Genomic DNA, 17,932 nt, shown 5'->3' with positions numbered 1-17,932 from the left:
TAATTCCCTTTTTAGCCGGATTTGTAAAGTTATGTTTCAAGATATATATTTCTACTTATAATGTGCAGCAATTCACATTTCTTCCTATCTTTTTCCTTTAGACTGTCAGGGAATTCTTCGGAACACCTACCCCTACATACACAAATTTTGTTTCCAGAGGCACGCCGGTCCAGCCGGGGGGTGCCAGGTGTTTCCTGCTTACCTCTATCCTTATTTCCTCTTTTCCAAGCCCTGCCCCGATCATGTAGTCCATAACAAACTGTTTCCCAAGCTTTTCTGCATATTCCAGAGCTTCATTGTAGACCTCAAATTTCTTTCTCTCCGTCGGAGAAAACACAATGTACTCGTTTTTCTTTTCCTGTTGAAGGGCACTTTCTATAACTTCACTCTCCGGAGCTACGCCGTATTCCTCATCTTCTTCAGATTTTTCTTCCCTGGATTTGGGGACGAGTCTTGTTTTTATGAGGATCTCTACCCTTTTAATTCCTTTTCCTACAAGGGCCCCAACAGCATTGCCGACATCAGCGTGTTCGGGAACTATGAACTCGGCATTAATCAGTTTTCTCAGGTCTTCTACGTATGCCCCTACAGGGCCTCCGAGAAGAACAACGGGAATTTCTACCCTGAAGCGCGCGAAGTTCTTTCCAAGAAGTACCCTATCAATTTCATTTCTGGGCATTCCCTCGATCAGGTATGTGATAAGGTCTTCGGCAATGTTGTGCGCAACCCTGCGCTTTACTTCAGCACTGAGATCCTCGGGGCTTAGCTTCAGGGGTCTCCCGAGCATGTGGGCTCCTATTCTTGCAGCTTCCGTATCCCACTCGTTATACTCTCCAAGGACATGCAGGGCATCGGTGGGCGTAAAACCTATGGCCTGAATCAGCCTTTTCTGTATGAGCGAATCGAGCATTGAAGGGGAAGGGCGTTTTTTCAGCGCAATGAGCAGGTCTCCGAAGGAAACGGGTTCTTTTCCGATATGTTTGTATATCTCCCGTTCTCCTGCTTTCAGCTCGATAGGCCTGAAACCCGTGCGGACAAAAAATTTCGTTACCTGGATGTTTTCGCAGAGATACCCTTTTGCTACCCTATTGTGCTTGAGTTTCTCTCTGAATTCGGGGTAGATGACAGAAGCCCTGCAGAGAGGAATAACCCGGCGGGGTCCTACATTGATCCTGTCCCCTTTAAGCCAGACGTGGCTGTCTCCTCCGGTTGCCGAAGTCTCCATACGAATAGCTTTTACGCGGGTCTGCCAGCCTCCTACTACCGCCCCTGCACTGCTGAGTTCCGGGAGCCCGTTCTGCATCATGGCTACGTCCGTACTCGTGCCCCCAACGTCAATCATGGCACATGTGTTAAGCCGGCTTAGGTGGGAGGCGCCCACAAGGCTTGCTGCAGGCCCTGAAAAGATAGTTTCGATGGGTTTTTCCAGGGCTTCCTCGATTCCGACCACCGACCCGTCGCATTTTAACATCAACATGTTTGCGTTGATTCCGCGGCTTTCGAATTCTCTTATTATTGCCTGGATGAACTTATGGGTAATCGGGATTAATTGGGCGTTTAGAAAAGCAGTTATAGCCCTTTCATAGGCTCCGAGGTCCTGGGAGAGTTCATGCCCGCATACTACAGGGTGTCCGGTAATGTCCTTTACCGCTTTTTTGACCGCAAGCTCATGCTCGGGGTTTCGGTTGCTGAAGTAGGAGGAAACTGCAAAAGCCGAAACCTTACTCTTTACTTTGAGGGCGAATTCTTCCACAGAATCAAGATCCAGAACTTTTAGTTCTTCTCCGTCGCTGTCGTGCCCGCCTGAGACTGCTACCCAGTAGTCTGTAGGAAGTTTCTCGGGGATCACATAGTCCCCTATCATGATCAGCCCGACCGGAAATCCGGTGCTTTCCAGAATCGTATTTGTGGACAGGGTAGTAGATACGGATACGAGCTTTATATCCTTAAGATAGCCAGTGTCCAGTCTATCGATCGCGTTTTTCATCCCCGGCAGAGGGTCGGGATAAGTCGTCAGGGCTTTGCTCGACTCAACTACTGCTCCGTCAGAATCTCTTATGATAACGGCATCAGTATAGGTGCCCCCTGCATCTATTCCAAGACTGAAGTGCATTTTCTTACTTACCTCTTTTGTGAATTGGATTGTAGCTTCCTCAGGTTTTCCGGAAAGTTATCCGTTTCTGGGTGGTGTATTTAGTATAATATTAAACCAGTAATCTTCAACCCGGTAAGGTTTCAAGCTATGGTTTACAGCTAGGTTCGGTACTTGTTGAAGTCTGCTATTATAATTAAAGTCTGAATAGTTGTTAAACATGTAGTAGCTAAATGGATATCTGATTCTGATGAAACCTGTGTAGTTGAATGTTGAGTAATAATTGGATGTTGAGTAGTTGAATATGAGTAGTTGAATATGAGTAACAATTGGATGTTGAGTAGTTGAATGTGAGTAGTTGAATGTTGAGTTATAACCGGATGTGAATAATTGAATGTTGAGTAGTTGAATAATATCTTTTTAACCCTGTAAAATCCAGAAGGATTTTCTCTTGTCCTGGCAGCAGTTTAATTTAATGGATAAAAGTTAGAAGTTGAAGGGATCAAAACGCTAATTTCAGAATGCGATTTTTTCTCGTTTACGCATTCGGATTTATTTTTTTCTCCATCTTATTATTTTTTCTATTATTTTATTTTTTTGTGTTTATATTTCTTTTGGCTGGTTGTTTTGTCCTCCTCGTTTATACTATTATCTTATTTCCCCCTTCCTTGGAAATCTTGGGCTTTTTCTGGAAAGAACAATTCCTCTCGAGGGCAGGTTCTGCTTTTATAAGGGTATATATGCCCTCCCCATAGGCTTTTTTAAGTCTCTCCTCCGCCAGGTCTGCAATCTCTGCAACTTCCTGAATGTTAAGAGAGCTATTTACAGTAATACAGGCATTGATTGCAATCCCGTTTCCTATTCTCCGGGTTTTAAGTTCTCCCGAACCCAATACTCCTTCTGTCCGGTTTATTATCTCCCTGATTTTCCGATTATTTTCTTCATCGAGGGAAGCTTCTATGAGTTCGTTGGCAGTACCGTAGAGGAGCCTGCCCGATGATCCGAGGAGGTAAAGGCTTAAAAGAACCGCAATAAGAGAATCCGTCACAGCCCAGTTCTTTCCGGGGAGAAATGTACATCCTATGCCCAGAGTAACAAAACAGGAAAGCCCTAAACTTTTGAGCCGAGAGTTTCCTGTATAAATATCAGTTTCTGATAAACTTTTATCTGTTTGTTTCCAGGCTAGCCTGCTGAAAAGAGGGATAATTTCTTTTGATACAAGGGCGAAAGCAGCTGCTGAGAGTGCAAACAGTTCAGGTGCTTCTGTCTCTTTTCCCTGAATAAACATAAGCAGCTCTCCTGAGGCCAGACTTGCTGATTGGATGCCTGCAAACAGGAGCACACATGCTCCCGCTCCCGTAACGAGAGTCGCGACTTTGCCATGCCCGTAATTATGGCTCCAATCTTCGGGTTTGCCGGCAATAGAAAGGTCAAGAAGTTTTACGAGCTCATTAATTAGCTCTGAAAAGGAACGGACCGCATCCGCAAGAAGTGCTGTACTGTGTCCCAGCAGTCCTGCAAATAATTTGAAAATAGTTAGTGCAAGGCTGAAAAAGAGTCCTGCATACGAGATGTTCCGGGTTTTATTCAAATTTTTTTCCGCTTTCATCCGAAACTCACCGTTGATGAATTTTTTGAATCCTCCTTCATAAGCGGGACCGTTCAAAAAGGTCTAAAAGAGTAATTATACGGTAATTGAAAATGGTAAGACGATAATCGAAAATGTTAAGGAAGCCTCGAACGCCTACATTTTCCATAACGCGGTACATGAAGCAGCATTCTTGGCCACTAAGATCAGTAGATTTCGGAGAGGGTATGTATTTTGAAAACACAGATTAGATTAATCTGTGTTTTCAAGGGTTGGAAATTTTTTAGGGCTTTCTGTCCTGTTTTTGCCCTGCTGTTTTTACGGGTTTTGTAGGTCGTCGAGGTTGGTGTGTGTTTTTCCTCAGGTTCCGTTTTTCCAATCGTTTTTCCAATCGTTTTTCTAATACTGAGGGGTGTAATGTTGTCATTACTTTATCTTCAGAGTGGAGCAACTGTCTTCCCATGGACTTCATTCATTACCATGGCAAGAGCCGTATACATAGATGCAAGGCCCATAATAAGTCCAACGTATCCAGCCACTACAAGCAGCCCGGCACTTCCGGTTGCGTTTACAACGGCCAGCAGCATAAACAGTATAAATAATGTTACAAATACAAACTGGAGGGCTTTGACTCCTATTTTTATTGTAATGATCAACATAACAAAGGTGTACACACCCCAGATGAAGAGATATGCGGCCATAGCGATTCCAGATGAGGCTTCAATCCAGCCCATTGCTGGCATTACGATCAGTCCTGCCAGTGAGAACCAGAAAAGCCCGAATGCTGAAAATGCCGTTCCTGCAAAAATATCTCCTTTCTTCCAGGACATGATTCCTGCAAATACCTGGGCAAATCCTCCCAGGAATATTGCCATGGAGACAATCATTGACCCCACAGGGTACACACCAATGTAGCTCAGACTTAACAGAACTGCAGCGAGGCCCAGCCCGGTAAAGCCGAGAGGTGCGGCGTTTGCGGTTTTATCAATTATTATTGTAGAAGCTGCGTTTTCGCTCATGATTATTCCCCTGAAGCCATTTTTTGAAAAAAATTAAAAAAAAGAAGTTTAGGGCTTAGAGCCCGTAGTTTTCTGTCTTGAAAACTGCAACTTCCTGTTTGAATTTGGTCAGGTTGTCACTCATGAACTTGTCAGCATCATCGGTAAGGGCTTCAAGGTCAGCTTTAACCTTTGCAAGAGCATTGGTTTCGAACCTTGTAAGTTTGAGCTTGCCGGAGTTGATGCCTTCTTCTACAATGTTACAGCACTCGATTGCAGCTGCCTTTGTACGGAGGTAGTTGTTGTCTCCGTTCTTTGCAATTGCCTCTCCAACTTTGTAGGCGTTGTCATAGGCTAGGACATATCCCTGTGGGTCTCTGTACTTGTCAGAGAGGGTGAGGATGTCTCTGAGATCTTTTGCCTTTCCGAGTTTAAGAGAAGTGTTCATCATTGCACAGTCGTATGCAAGGGTCTCGGACCAGCACTGAACGGTTGTACCGCCGAATTCACCGTGGTATTCAACGGACTCGTTGGACCAGAGGTCACAGCACTGCATAGTCAGGTTACCCATCAGGTCAGAGTGGGCGCAGGTTGATGTCTTACCTTCCTGAGCGATTGGCACACCAGCGATGGATTTTATGATGGTGTTTTCGTATCCGCAGTCCTTTCCGGGGCCGGTTGCACCTGCTTCATATGCACAGAGGGACCTTCCTGCAGAGATTGCCCTTGCAACGATTGCGATGGTGTGGGCAAGGTTCTTGTCAAGGAGACCGCCTGCGATGAACATTGCAGTGTTTGCCTGGGCACAGTCGGTGTCACCGGCTGCAACTACGCCGTTCTTCTTTGCGATGTCGGCAATGTCGGACCAGACCATTTCCATGTCCATACTGCCGAGCACACCGATACCGAAGAGGATGCCTGCAGTGTCGTTCCTGAGGATGGAGTAGTCGAATACTTCCTTACCACCCATTGACTCAACAGAAAGCAGGTCTGCACCGTTCTGGGCGCACTGCTCAAAGGCTTCCATAAAGGTGCTGTACTTGTCTCCTCTGAGCTGGAGGTAGTCACGGTCTTCACGGATGTCACCGATGGTGTGGCGGAGGGCGCACTTTATGCCGTATTCATCGTGGTATTCTTCCATGATGGTCTTCTGGGCGTGTGCAACAGCGCCTCCCCAGTCGGGGTTGTTGGACATCTGTTCGACGTGTTCGGTTTCGAGTACGATGGAGGGTGCACCGATCTGGACCATTCTTGCCATTGCGTCGGTGGTAATCCTTTCGTATTCTTTTACGAGTTTGTCTTTGGACTTGCCTGCCTGAGGTCTCGGAGCATAGTTCAGTTCAGGAGTTGTGTATCCAGCACCGATCTCGAGGCCAAGCCCTGCCTTTACTGGGTATTTTGAGTTCCCAAAGAGCATGTCATCTGCTTTAGCGTAAGCCATTGAAGTGTATTTCTTTACCATTTTGCTCCCTCCGATTAGTGCTTGTGGAATTCCTCTCTTAATTTCTCGATGTCGTCTCCGCTTGCAATGATTGCATCAGCAATCTTCACAGCGTCTGAAGCTTCTTCACCATAAACTCCGAGGTCATACTGAGCAACGAAGTCCTGGTTCACAGCACCGCCACCACATGCAAAGGGCAGTTTTATTCCCTTTTCAAGGAGCTTGTCGTTGATTTCCTTGAATGCGTACATGGTGGTTGTCATGAGAGCAGTACCTGTCAGCATCATTGGCTTTTCTTTCTCAACGATTTCAATGACTTCGTCAACAGGGACATCTCTGCCAAGGTCAGTTACGTCATAACCGGCAGCTCTCAGGAGGGCAGCAACAATATTCTTTCCGATGTCATGGACGTCACCTTCTGCAACATGGCAGACGACCTTGCCCTTTGGCGCGGGCACTTCGGTGGTCTGGGACTTGCAATATTCAATACCGTTCAGCATTGCGTCTGCAGACATCATCACATTGGGGAGGAAAATGATACCTTCGTCGTAGAGCTGGGATACAACACCCATGCCTATCATAAGGGCATCGTTTATAAGGTCGATTGGCTTCTTGCCTGCATCGATTGCGGCTTTGAGGGCGTCAACAACGTCGTCTTCTTCTCCCTCGTAGATTGCTTTTGCAATTGGGTAGATGAGTTCGTCCTTCGGGTAAAGCTCTTCTGCCGCTTCGTCAGGGGTCATTTCCTTTTCGAGGGCGACGTTATAGCGTACTAATATGCCATCGATGTCTTCCAGTGTCAAATCCAACATATTTTAACCTCCATTTTAATAATGAAGCGATCTCAGATTGCTCAGATCTGAGACCATGCAAGTTGCATCTTCCCTCTCATTCAGATATATTCTTCCTAAATATATCCAAAACAACGTAAACGAATTCGAAAACCTCCAGATCGAATTCTTTTCATTGTGGGGGATATGGATAACCTTTTCTGGTGTACTGGTTGCACGAGTGTGCCGAATTACAGGCCCTTTTTTCCTGTTTTTCAGGCTCCTTATAAATGAGTACTGAATTTCCTGATTACAGGGCTCCAGTTTTTCTTTTTAGGTGCCAATAGCCCTTTTCTTCCCAGTTAACTACTGAAAGGTGTACTCCCTTGCAACTCGGGAATTCACTTGCAGATGACAGTTGGATTTCCTCGCATATACCTTCACCTGTGCTAATTTTTGCGCAGCTATAATTTTATAATTCTAGATCCAATTTTTTCCGCAAATGATTTTATAAAAAAGAGTTGTTTTTTTGTTTCCATTGTTCTGATCAATGGGATCAAAATTTCTCGGGCAATTATTCTGTCCCGGGGGGGATTTTTTTCTTGCGGGCCTTGAAGAGCTGAAGGCTTTAATTCGAGCTATGGAGGTTATCAAGTAGATTTGTTTTATCTGGAATCTTTAATGAGACTAAATCTGATACATTGGGACTTTCTCCTGGAAGCATGAAAGTAAGTTTAACATACTCAATATTTTTCTCCTTTTTTCCGGAACTTCTATTTTCTTTCCAATATATTATGTGAATTTTTAAAGTTCCTGGCTTTAATTTGTCCCTTATTCCGACTAAATCAAATCATTTGCCTTTTTTCGGCCGTTTTTTAAAATATAGGTGAACTTTTTCCCTGGTAGGTTATTGCAGCTCTGTTTTTGATTTTTTCAGAGGCAAAACTTCCGGATATTTTCCATAAACTGTTACAATCCTGAAGCCAGGTTTTTCTGGAAGGCTGAAAGAGCATTTTTTCTCTCTCTACAGGTGACTCTTTCGGGCAAGGAGCGAGGACAATTTTAACCTATATAAAGTTTTTGTGTGTCAGGCCGCAGCTTTCCTCAACCGGAAATATCCTTCCTTCAGAAGTTCTTCTGTTTAAGGATGCTAATCGGAACCTGACTGTAACCGTGATTGCTTTTTTCCACCTTTCTATATGAGAGCTTCCTGTCTTCCAGTTGCCCACTTGCCGTTGTGTCCACGGTTCTGATAAGTTCTTCTCTGGGCACGGATGTCACCGCAGAGAGTATCTTTAGCCTTGAGCTGGGATTCTTTTCTTTTTTGAGGATTTCAATTTCGGGTTTTTCATGTGCTGAAGTCACGCTTCCCTTTACAAAATTCTCTTTGTGTGCAAAGGAAACTTTAATATGTCCTGTAAATTCAGGGTTCAGTTGTGTCATTCTAGTTCTTATGCTGTCCAGAATTTGCCCCGAAACAGAGACCGCCGTTTCAAGAGGTATTTCCTGCGAAGTAATCTCAAACTCGGTTGAGTAAGCCGAAACCCCGGACATTTCAACGGAGTTTCTTTCTTCAATTGGGTTCTTTGCTTTTACTGAATTTCTCACTTCGGAGGCAGTTTTATCCTTGTTGCTTACCCCTATCAGCCCGAAAAATTTGTCAAGACCTTCTCCTCCCTGCCTGGCTGAGAAATGAACAATCCTTGCTCTCGGGTTTAATTTTCGGAGGAGCAGACAGGTCTCCAGAAGTTTTTCCTGCCCTATGAGGTCTACTTTGTTTATGCCCAGGATCTCGGCATCTTCTATCTGATTTCGAACAAAATTCTGCAGGTCTTCTACGTTCGGGCTCAGGCGGGAGGGGTCTACAAGATTTACGATCGGAGTAATACTAATCTCCGGAAGATCCATGCTTTCGATATTGCTTTTTATCTGTCTTGGGAAGGCTATCCCTGTGGGCTCTATTATAATAGTATCCGGACTATAGGTGAGCATAAGGTTTCTCAGGGTCTGCTCCATACTGATTCTCAGGGTACAGCAAATGCATCCGCTTGTAATTTCTCGGGTTTCCACTTCCCCTCCCGAGATAATATCCCCGTCGATTCCTATTTCTCCTATCTCATTGACAATGATTGCCGTTCGCTGCCCCCGGGCTCCAAGGTACTCGACAAGTTTTCTTATTGTTGTCGTTTTTCCACTTCCGAGGAAGCCTCCGATTATCATGCATTTCATGGCTCTGCCCTCTTTTTCATGCCTTCAGGTAAAAATTTAATATCGATAATAATTGAATACCGGTAGGATTGAACGTCACGTAAGGTTAAATCAAATATCAGGTAAGAACCGGACATTATTACCGGAATATCGCTGTCTGTCAGCAGTATTATTATAGTGTTAAATTATTGTGCTAATAGCCTGCCTCATACATCATAAGGGCAGGAATATTACCCCTTTCCTGCCTGGGGTTAGCAGTAGATGGGGCTACCTGTCCTATGCTTCAGGTTTCACATTCTTTCCTTTAAACCCTAAATGGCAAAAGGGTTTGAAAAGGGCCTTTCTCCTGATTTTTTTCTTTGAATTTTTTCCTTTGATACTCTTTTTGAGAGGTGATTCAGGTTTTGAGTATCAAGTCGTTTTTCCGGCTTCTAGGCAGTAATCTCCCGGAAAATGGCAAAACCGGAGTATATCGCCTATTCAGAGTTTTTTCCTGGTTCAGACACCCTTCCGGAAAGGCATTTTGAAATGGCAAATCTGTGCCTTTCCGGAAAAGAGTATTGCAGGTCTAACTTCTTTTTGGTGTATATGACAACAATGCCCTTGGAGAGGGAGTGGCATTGTCATCAGCGTGATATTTTTGAATTTTACCGGCTCCCTTTTCCGGATTTATGCTTCCATGCCTGTTTTACTTCTTAGGCACTATCTCGTCTATCCTGAGTACTTTTTTTGCCGTTTCCGTACCCGCAATAATTGCGAGTTTCTTTACCGTTGCCGAGTCGTAGACTTCAGGTCCCCTGTCCGTTACCTTTCTTGATAGGTCTATCCTTGCCTCCAGTCCTCTTGCATACGAATTCCTCATCTGCGCCATTGCATCTATTTCATTCATTCCTATATTTCTGGCAAGTATCACAGGAATTTTTTCGAGGGCCTCGGCATATGCCTGGACTGCCAGCTGTCTTTTCCCTGTCTGCGTCGCCGCAAAGAGCCTGACCATATGCGCAAGCTCAAACTCAATTGCTCCTCCTCCGTTTACGATTTCCCTGTTTTTCCGGAGGAACGCCGCATTGTTCAGGGCATCATCAACAGCTTCTTCCACTTTGTCAAGCCCGTATTTCACAGGCTCCCGGATCAGGATAGTGGCGATAGCTTTGTCTTTCACGGTAATGAAAACGAAGTTTTCCCCGTTTTTCTTTTCAAGTTTTATACTGCCTGCTCTTCCGAGGTCGCAGGGGCGAATCTCGTCCGGCTGTGCCATCAGGGTCGTACCTGTAGCCTCTGCAAGCTTTTCCAGGTCTTTCATCTTTAGCTTCTTGAAAGCCAGAATATTACTGTCCCTGAGCAGAGTTTCGATATAGGGGTCAATATCTCCTTCGGAAAAGAGGACATTTGCTCCCGAATCAATAATCTTCCGGGCAATTTCCCCGCAGAGCTGCTTTTTCCTCTCCTCAAAAAGGAGTGCAGTCTGCACGGAATCCATTTTGAAGTTGTGCTGGGGGTTTAAGTATCCGCTTTTTATCTTGAGGTCGTAATTTGTAATCAGGACCGCCGGGTTCTGGTAGCTTTTTGGCATATCCTCTCTTGCCGGGTTTTCGTCCATGATCAGACCTTCAATTGCAACAATTTCTGGCCCGCCTTTCTTTTTCAGGATCTTAACGTTTCTGTTAAGGTCGATTCTTCCTGCCTGTTTTTCGGAAAGGTGACTTATAACTTTCAGGGCAATCTCCGTAACGGCCTGTGCCTGCTGCCTTTCAATCCCCTTTCCTGTTGCCGAGCACATTATGGTTGTGCGGATGTCCTCTTCTGAGGCCTGCCTTATGCTGTACTGCAGCATCTCATACGTTTTTTGCATGGCAAGTTCGTACCCTTCAATAATAATTGTCGGGTGTACCCCTGCCCTGATAAGCCTGACCGCGTTTTTAATCAGGTTGCTTGCAAAAATGACTGCCGTTTTTGTACCGTCCCCGCAGGCTTTGTCCATAGATTCCGCGAGCTTTTTGAGGGAGGTCACGATCGGGTGAAGTACATCTATTTCCTTTAAGATGACTTTCCCGTCGCTTGTAACGAAAATATCTCCCACCGGATTTACTATTATCTTATTCATCCCTTTCGGGCCGAGGGATGAGCCAAGAAGTTCGTCAATTTCTATCGCTGCCCTTTCAAGCTGGTCGATCAGCTCTTCTTCCTTTACCGGCTCGTCAATCAGGATCTTATCCCTTATCGTCCGCGCCAGTTTTGCCATTCCGTCCTGGCTTTCAGGGCTCGTGTTGCCCGGTGTTTTCAGTTCGCTTGCCATGTACTCTCCTCAGCCGCTGCGGTTCTTTTTTGATGTTTTGCTGTTTTTGTTGGATCTTGGTGGGTACCGTTTTTGATGTTTTGCCGTTTTTGTTGTTTTTGGTGGGTGCAGTTTGGAGGTTTTGTTGTTTTGATGTTTTACCGTTTTTGTTGTTTTTGGTGGGTGCAGTTTGGAGGTTTTGTTGTTTTTGATGTTTTGCCGTTTTTGTTGTTTTTGATGGGTGCAGTTTGGAGGTTTTGTTGTTTTTGATGTTTTACCGTTTTTGTTGTTTTTGGTGGGTGCAGTTTGGAGGTTTTGTTGTTTTTGATGGGTGCAGTTTGGAGGTTTTGTTGTTTTTGATGTTTTACCGTTTTTGTTGTTTTTGGTGGGTGCAGTTTTTGTCGTTTTTGATGTTTTACCGTTTTTGTTGTTTTTGATGTTTTGCCGTTTTTGTTGTTTTTGATGTTTTGCCGTTTTTGTTGTTTTTGATGTTTTGCCGTTTTTGTCGTTTTTTATTTCATATGGAAATTCTTGCTGCCGAATTACTTTTTCTTAACTGACTGCTGAGTATCCGATGATTCGGAGAGTCTGCCTGCGCATTCAAGGTATGTATCAGGTTCTTCCATTGTGAAGTCTAGTTCGGAAACCTGATAGTAAACTCTGGAATCTGTGCTCACATCTGTATATTTTTCGGCAACAAGGTCGTAAGATCTGGAATCCATGCATATCTCTGTATATTCTATAGATTCTGGGGTTAAGCCCGATTCGTAGCCCACAGTACCCGTTTTAATAACCGAATAGTGGAAGAGGAATCTCTGAGACGAATGGTTCATTCTCAGTTTATAGGTTGCAGGGTGCACAGGACTCGAATAGAACATTTTTTCCTCATGCTCGGGTAATTTCCGATATCTCATCCAGTTTCACCTCTTCATCAGAATATTTGAAAAGGTTCTCTGCCATCCTCTGCGGAAGTTTTTGCGTTTTTCGGCCCAAATGTGTGTATTCGTTTTTTATTTCCGTTTTTTCTCTGTTTTTCTTTCCCAGTGCCTTTTTTTCTCGTTTTTAGTTCGCTTGCATTTTTTTGAGACAGTGGGTGCAGAAACAGCGAGAACCCGGTTTTTTATTTTGATAAATAAGGGGAGGATGGGCCGGAAGCCCATCCAGCATCTGGCAAGCCTGGCTTGCTTCTTTCGTATTTAATGGCTTCAGAAGGTTTACCCGATTATCTTTTTGTAGAGCTCCGGACCCTTTTCTGCCACGGTGTAGGTCTGGGCAGTAATGGAGTCACAGGGTGCTCCTGGTGGGACTTCACAGCCTGTTGAAATCATGTATTTGGACTGCATACCGTTCTCCTTGAGAGTGTTCAGGACGCTCTCCTGAAGGGCAATTGTGTCTGCCTTCATTTTCTGGAGGCCTTCTGGGCTGTTGTCCAGGAAGACAATCGGACTGACTTCTCCACCGAACATGGTTTCTTTGCCATAGTTGTTGATCAGGTACTTGTGATCCTTGGATCCTTTCCCGGCCTCATCAGGGTAGAAGGTATAGCTGTAGTACTCGGTGTTCCATTTGTTTATGAGCTCCCAGTGTGGGGCGTCGGCACAGTTGTGGATAACAACAGGCTTATTGTATTTCTTATACAGAGGAGCAATCCTGTTCTGCATGACCTGACCCTCGGACTTCATGTATTCGTCAGCGCTGAGGATGACGTTGTTTGTCCAGAGGTTAACCATACAGAGGTTGTCAGGCTGGGCCTCTTCGAACATGCCCTTCATGATTTCTTCTACATAGACTGTAGTCTTGTCAAGAGCCTTGAGTACAACATCAGGGTTTGTCCTGAGATCGGAAAGGACACGGGTTGCTCCCATTATCTGGGTCAGAGCGACCATCGGGCCTTCGATCAGGGCCGTCATGGGTGCGTCGAGAGCATGTGCTTTCTCGGTTGCAAGTTTGTTGCCCTGGATCAGGTTGTAGGCACGAGTACCTTCCTTAAGTTCGGGGACTTCAAGTTTCTCGTAGTCTTCAAGGTGGCCGGTTGCGGCGGGTGTGTCCTCTTCAGGGTATCTGATGGTTGCACCGAAGTCAGCTGCATCAACACAGAGGTCGGTCAGGCCAACGAAGGTATCCATATTGAAGTATTTGATGCCTGCTTCGACACAATCCGCATACTTCTCTGCCTTTGTAGAGTAGTCAACATAAGAGCAGGGCACGAACTTTCTGGATACACCGCAGGCGAGAGGTGCTACAGGGAGTCTGTCGACCTTCTTGTCCTGGAAGGCAGCACCAAACCTTTCTGCCTTGGTCATGGTTTCATTGAACTTCGGGACCACGGAGTCGAATTCTGCTATTATTTTCTCTGCAGTTATTCTGCCGATGTCTACCTTTTCCTTGCCGCTTTTCTGTGCGAGAACTTCCTTATACTTCATCTTGCTTGCTGCAATTGCAGAGTCGCTCCAGGAGTCTGAAGGCAGCTCGCTTACAAGGGAGGTAAGAGTCTCGACTGCTGCGCTTGCATCGAGGGCCGTGCCGTCTGCGCCGACACTGTCTGCGAAAGTCTGAGAAATAGGTGCACCACCGACCATTACAATGAGGGAATCTCTGATTCCTTCTTCCTGGAGCTGTTCAATAACAGTCTCCATGCCGCCCATTGTTGTGGTCATAAGTGTGCTCATGGAGATGGCTGCAGCTTTCTTTTCCTTTGCAGTTTCTGCAAACTTGTCAAGGGGTACGTCACAGCCAAGGTCGATCATGTTGAAGCCGGCTGCGGTCATCATGGTCTTAACGAGGTTCTTTCCGATGTCATGCACGTCACCCTCGACAGTACCGATAATGACATTCTTGGGGGCTGCAGTTCCGTCCACTTTCATGTAGGGTGTGAGGATGTCCATCCCGGCATACATAGCGTCTGCTGCGAGCAGAAGGCTGGGGACAAAGGCCTCTCCTCTTTCGTACATATCACTGATGATCTTCATGCCTCTTGCAAGGCCATCAACGATTGCTTCGTAAGCGTCGAGTTCCTCGTCAAGGGCTTTTTGTGCGAATTCTTCTGCAAGTTCGTCGTCACCATCAACGACAGCATCAGCTAAAGTATTCAGAATATCTTCTTTTGCCATTAAAAAATCTCCTTTTTTTATTAGAATCCGGACAACCAGTTTTTTGCCTGTTTTCTCCAGATCTCTATCTGTTTTTGCTTAGGTCTTTAACGGGTTCCACAGCCCGTCAATTCTCTAAATCCACTAATAATACTCCTTAATCCACAAAATGACCATTTTTCCTGAAAATTGATTTTTTTCCCGGAAATCAGCATCTTCAGCCGCGGTACAAACTGGGATTTTTCCCTGAATCCAGTACAGGTTTTTCTTTCTTTCAGGTTTAAATGGTCACTAATGACAGATTGACTCTATGGTATATAGCTTAACCGACAGTGTTTTTTGATTCAGGGGCATTTTTTTCCCTCCCGGAAAAATATAGTTTTCTTTATATTTTGCGTGGAATGGATTTTTACTAGACTTCTAATTTTAGAACCAGGGGGAAATTTGTTGTTTCTTTAGCTTTTGCGTTCTCGGCCTTTTTGCAAGCATGAAGTTTTTATTCGGGGGTTGGAAAACCCCATATCTCTGGGAAAATAGTACCTGCTAATTTTTGAGGGTGGATGTAAAAAATAGAGGGCATTGAAAATTTGAGGGTATTGTTCGGAGAATCGCGGGTTGAAAAGTTACGGTCGTCTCTCTGTCCATTGATCATCTATCAGCCCGCTGATCCATCCTTTTGAATCCATTGAATTTTATATTAGTCAGTGTCAAAACAGGCATTTTGTCTCTCAGTATACGAAAACCGTAAAATATCTCTGACTTTCGTTTTATATCTTTTGATTTCTTGCTTATTATGATAATTTAAATATAATATCTCTCGTTTTTATTATACCGATCAGAATCAAAATTTAAATATAATACTTGTAATATAATTGATATGGTTTTGATCTAAAGAAGTTTTTCACTTTTAGATCCTATTTCATGTTAAGGATGTGTCAAGAACCATTCTTTAATGTAGAGGTACTATCACAAGAGCTGGTTTCAAAACCCTTAATTTCCAGGTCGTATAGTGAATCCTGGCAAAATACTGGATTTATCCATTAATGCTCTTGGCTAAATGTTAAAGCTATCCTTCCCGGAGGACGAGGCGGGTTTTTGGGTAAAACTCCGGAAAACGGTAGTTCGTCTTAACATAACAGATGCATGGTTGGAAGCTGATAAACATGAGTTCCCTTATAGACTTGATTTTCTTCTCTGAAAAAAGAAAGAATCTCCTTATTCAGTTAGCTAATGGGCCGATGTATATTGATGAGATCAAGGATACTCTTAATGTAAAGGCATGTGCGGTGATGCCACAGATAAAAAAACTGAAGGATATGGATATAATCGTGCAGAAAGGAAGTGCCTACGAACTCTCGGATATCGGAGAGGTTATCGTTGAAAAGATGCTCCCGCTTACTTCTCTTCTGAATGTTTTTGATGGAAATAAAGACTACTGGTCAAAACATGACAGATCCCCGATTCCGAGGCACCTGATACAGAAGATAGACATGCTTGGGAAATGTACTCTGGAAGAACCTGATCTGGACCATCTCTTTGAATTCCCAAAGCAATTGCGGGAAAGGCTTTACAGCTCTAAAAACCTTACGTCCTTTTATTCTTATTTCTGCCCCGATTGCCCCGCAATTCAGGCCGATTGTGCAGAAAACGGGGCTGATGTACATCTTATCCTTGATGAAAAGGTCTATAACAGGATGAAAAACGACTTTGAAGACGAATATAATACCTGCTTGAAAAACGGGGTTTCTCTTTACATTTACTCCGGTAAGGTAAGGCCTTCTTCCTTCATGGTTTCGGACAACTTCATGTTATTGAAGCTCTTTGGAAAAGATGGGGAGTTTGACCACAGAAAAATCATGAGTTTCACCCCGAGTGCTCTGGAATGGGGCAGGGAACTTGCCCAGTATTACATTGACCGCTCGGAGAAAATCATCTAAAAAACGTAACGTCATCAGCTCTTGGTATTTCCCAGACTGTTGTTGGAATCCGGATTATGACTGAAATTTTCTGGTTTCGGCAGCCATGCAGAAATTAAAGAAAAAATTAAGGAATAAAATATTCGATAAAGAAGATGCGGGGAAATTTTTAACCCTACGAGATTTTTCTTCCCCTCTTACTTTTTCTCTCTTATTCTTTTTACCTTACTCTTTTCTGCTTTTAATTCCCGTGATTCTCTGTACATGTTCATGCTGTTCATGTTCGTGATGCTCATGTCCGTGATGCTCATGTCCGTGACCATGTCCATTTTCGACTTTATGTACATCCATTCCCTTTTTCTCAAAGGTTTCGTGTACCGAACTGTTCACAGAATCTTTCAGAGCTTCCTTCTCAACGTTTGAAACAGCGGAGAGGATTTTGAATGTCGGGGTAGCACCTTCTTTTGATTTAATTATCTCTTCCTGGGGTTCTTCGTAATAGATAGTAACACTCTGTTTTACGGTTTCCAGCCCGTTGTCCAGGAAGAGTTTGATATGTCCTACAAATTCGGGGTTCAGCTTCAGAACTTTTTCTTTTATTGTGTTCATTAATTCCGCAGTAAGGTTCCTGGCGGCTTCCGTGCTCAGGCTGCCTCCATCCTTAATTTCAAACTCTGCAGCATAGCTGCCAACCCCGGAAGCTTTGATGGAATCCTCGGTTTCCTGAACTTCAGAAGGTACGGGTTTTTCTTTCTGGGTGGTTACCTGAGTTTTTTCCTGATTTTCTTTGATCTCAGGAAGAACAAGCTGCATGAAATTCTCAAACCTTTCTCCCGTATCCTTTCCTGAAAGCAAAACCACCTTGGCTTTGGGGTTCAGCTGCTGCACCGAAGCCTCAATGATCGGGATCCGGATAGGTTCTATCAGGTCCACCTTGTTTATCCCCAGAATTTCGGCATCAATAATCTGCCTCATGGCAAATTCTTTTACCTCTTTCATCAGATTCTTGAAGCGGCTGCCGTCGATCAGGGTCACAAGGGGGGCAACTTTTACCTCTTCTCCAAGATTCATAAGTTCGACTTCAGTCCTGATAACGTTCGGGAACGCAATTCCTGTGGGTTCGATCATCACGATATCGGGCTTGTATTCTTTTGTCAGAAGGTCCATTGTTGTCCTCAGCCCGACTTTCAGGGTACAGCAGATGCATCCGCTTGTAATCTCCTTGGTATCGAACCCGAACCTATTGATCACGTCCCCGTCAATCCCTACTTCGCCTATCTCATTTACAATAATGGCAACTTTTTTTCCTTTTTCTGCCAGGTACTTACCCATATTGATAATGGTGGTTGTCTTCCCGCTTCCCAGGAAACCTCCAACAACAATGACGTCCACTTTCTTTCCTCCGTTTTCTGCTACTTTATTACTATCGTCATTTTTTTGATGTTCATAATATGTAGTGTAAAATCCTGCTTTTAATTCAGAAATATAAGTGTCAACTTTTCTATTCTCAAAGTATATTTTTCTATCTCTATATCCCTCCTTATAAAAAAGTGCT

The 17,932-nt window shown here is 44.3% G+C and carries 11 protein-coding genes; 1 reads left to right on the top strand and 10 read right to left on the bottom strand.

All coding sequences use genetic code 11. The features are described from left to right. Positions 1 to 97: 97 nt before the first annotated feature. From MA_RS22975 to MA_RS22925, 9 genes are all read right to left on the bottom strand, one after another. The gene (locus tag MA_RS22975; protein WP_011024274.1) at positions 98 to 2,113 is read right to left on the bottom strand and encodes a hydantoinase/oxoprolinase N-terminal domain-containing protein; all 2,016 of its coding nucleotides are present in this window, start codon (positions 2,111 to 2,113) and stop codon (positions 98 to 100) included. 619 nt (positions 2,114 to 2,732) lie between these two features. Next, on the bottom strand, positions 2,733 to 3,701 hold the full coding sequence (locus tag MA_RS22970; RefSeq protein ID WP_048065977.1) for a cation diffusion facilitator family transporter: 969 nt from the start codon (positions 3,699 to 3,701) through the stop codon (positions 2,733 to 2,735). A gap of 416 nt (positions 3,702 to 4,117) precedes the next feature. Then, positions 4,118 to 4,699 (bottom strand): acetate uptake transporter, encoded by a 582-nt coding sequence (locus MA_RS22965; RefSeq protein ID WP_011024272.1) that lies wholly within the window; start codon positions 4,697 to 4,699, stop codon positions 4,118 to 4,120. A gap of 55 nt (positions 4,700 to 4,754) precedes the next feature. Beyond that, positions 4,755 to 6,140, bottom strand: a complete 1,386-nt coding sequence (mtaB, locus tag MA_RS22960; protein WP_011024271.1) for a methanol--corrinoid protein co-methyltransferase MtaB — start codon at positions 6,138 to 6,140, stop codon at positions 4,755 to 4,757. A gap of 14 nt (positions 6,141 to 6,154) precedes the next feature. Next, positions 6,155 to 6,931, bottom strand: a complete 777-nt coding sequence (gene mtaC, locus MA_RS22955; RefSeq protein WP_011024270.1) for a methanol--corrinoid protein MtaC — start codon at positions 6,929 to 6,931, stop codon at positions 6,155 to 6,157. Positions 6,932 to 8,014: 1,083 nt separating this feature from the next. Continuing rightward, positions 8,015 to 9,118 carry a CobW family GTP-binding protein gene (locus MA_RS22945; RefSeq protein WP_011024268.1) on the bottom strand — a complete coding sequence of 368 codons (1,104 nt, stop codon included), beginning with the start codon at positions 9,116 to 9,118 and terminating at the stop codon, positions 8,015 to 8,017. A 667-nt stretch (positions 9,119 to 9,785) separates the two neighbouring features. Beyond that, positions 9,786 to 11,393, bottom strand: a complete 1,608-nt coding sequence (locus MA_RS22935; protein ID WP_011024265.1) for a TCP-1/cpn60 chaperonin family protein — start codon at positions 11,391 to 11,393, stop codon at positions 9,786 to 9,788. A 521-nt stretch (positions 11,394 to 11,914) separates the two neighbouring features. Beyond that, positions 11,915 to 12,286, bottom strand: coding sequence for a hypothetical protein (locus MA_RS22930; protein ID WP_011024264.1), 372 nt, complete (start codon positions 12,284 to 12,286; stop codon positions 11,915 to 11,917). 300 nt (positions 12,287 to 12,586) lie between these two features. Further along, entirely contained in the window at positions 12,587 to 14,482 is a 1,896-nt protein-coding gene (locus MA_RS22925; protein ID WP_011024263.1) for a uroporphyrinogen decarboxylase family protein, read from the bottom strand. 1,217 nt (positions 14,483 to 15,699) lie between these two features. On the opposite strand from MA_RS22925, the gene MA_RS22920 reads away from it, so the two are divergent. After that, positions 15,700 to 16,398 carry a helix-turn-helix transcriptional regulator gene (locus MA_RS22920; protein ID WP_226990699.1) on the top strand — a complete coding sequence of 233 codons (699 nt, stop codon included), beginning with the start codon at positions 15,700 to 15,702 and terminating at the stop codon, positions 16,396 to 16,398. 204 nt (positions 16,399 to 16,602) lie between these two features. Here the strand turns inward: MA_RS22920 and MA_RS22915 are convergent, their stop codons facing one another. Next, positions 16,603 to 17,769: a GTP-binding protein gene (locus MA_RS22915; protein WP_048066591.1), complete on the bottom strand. Its 1,167-nt coding sequence runs from the start codon at positions 17,767 to 17,769 to the stop codon at positions 16,603 to 16,605. Positions 17,770 to 17,932 lie beyond the last annotated feature (163 nt).

This window comes from Methanosarcina acetivorans C2A (assembly GCF_000007345.1).
Lineage (GTDB): Archaea > Halobacteriota > Methanosarcinia > Methanosarcinales > Methanosarcinaceae > Methanosarcina > Methanosarcina acetivorans.
The sequence above is the reverse complement of the archived record's forward strand: the minus strand, read 5'-3'. Positions and strand labels throughout refer to the sequence as shown.

What these genes read in the sequence shown, in the direction of transcription:
- MA_RS22975 (WP_011024274.1), bottom strand. Translation starts at nt 2,113, where the DNA reads ATGCACTTCAGTCTTGGAATAGATGCAGGGGGCACCTATACTGATGCC.
- MA_RS22970 (WP_048065977.1), bottom strand. Translation starts at nt 3,701, where the DNA reads ATGAAAGCGGAAAAAAATTTGAATAAAACCCGGAACATCTCGTATGCA.
- MA_RS22965 (WP_011024272.1), bottom strand. Translation starts at nt 4,699, where the DNA reads ATGAGCGAAAACGCAGCTTCTACAATAATAATTGATAAAACCGCAAAC.
- mtaB (WP_011024271.1), bottom strand. Translation starts at nt 6,140, where the DNA reads ATGGTAAAGAAATACACTTCAATGGCTTACGCTAAAGCAGATGACATG.
- mtaC (WP_011024270.1), bottom strand. Translation starts at nt 6,931, where the DNA reads ATGTTGGATTTGACACTGGAAGACATCGATGGCATATTAGTACGCTAT.
- MA_RS22945 (WP_011024268.1), bottom strand. Translation starts at nt 9,118, where the DNA reads ATGAAATGCATGATAATCGGAGGCTTCCTCGGAAGTGGAAAAACGACA.
- MA_RS22935 (WP_011024265.1), bottom strand. Translation starts at nt 11,393, where the DNA reads ATGGCAAGCGAACTGAAAACACCGGGCAACACGAGCCCTGAAAGCCAG.
- MA_RS22930 (WP_011024264.1), bottom strand. Translation starts at nt 12,286, where the DNA reads ATGAGATATCGGAAATTACCCGAGCATGAGGAAAAAATGTTCTATTCG.
- MA_RS22925 (WP_011024263.1), bottom strand. Translation starts at nt 14,482, where the DNA reads ATGGCAAAAGAAGATATTCTGAATACTTTAGCTGATGCTGTCGTTGAT.
- MA_RS22920 (WP_226990699.1), top strand. Translation starts at nt 15,700, where the DNA reads ATGTATATTGATGAGATCAAGGATACTCTTAATGTAAAGGCATGTGCG.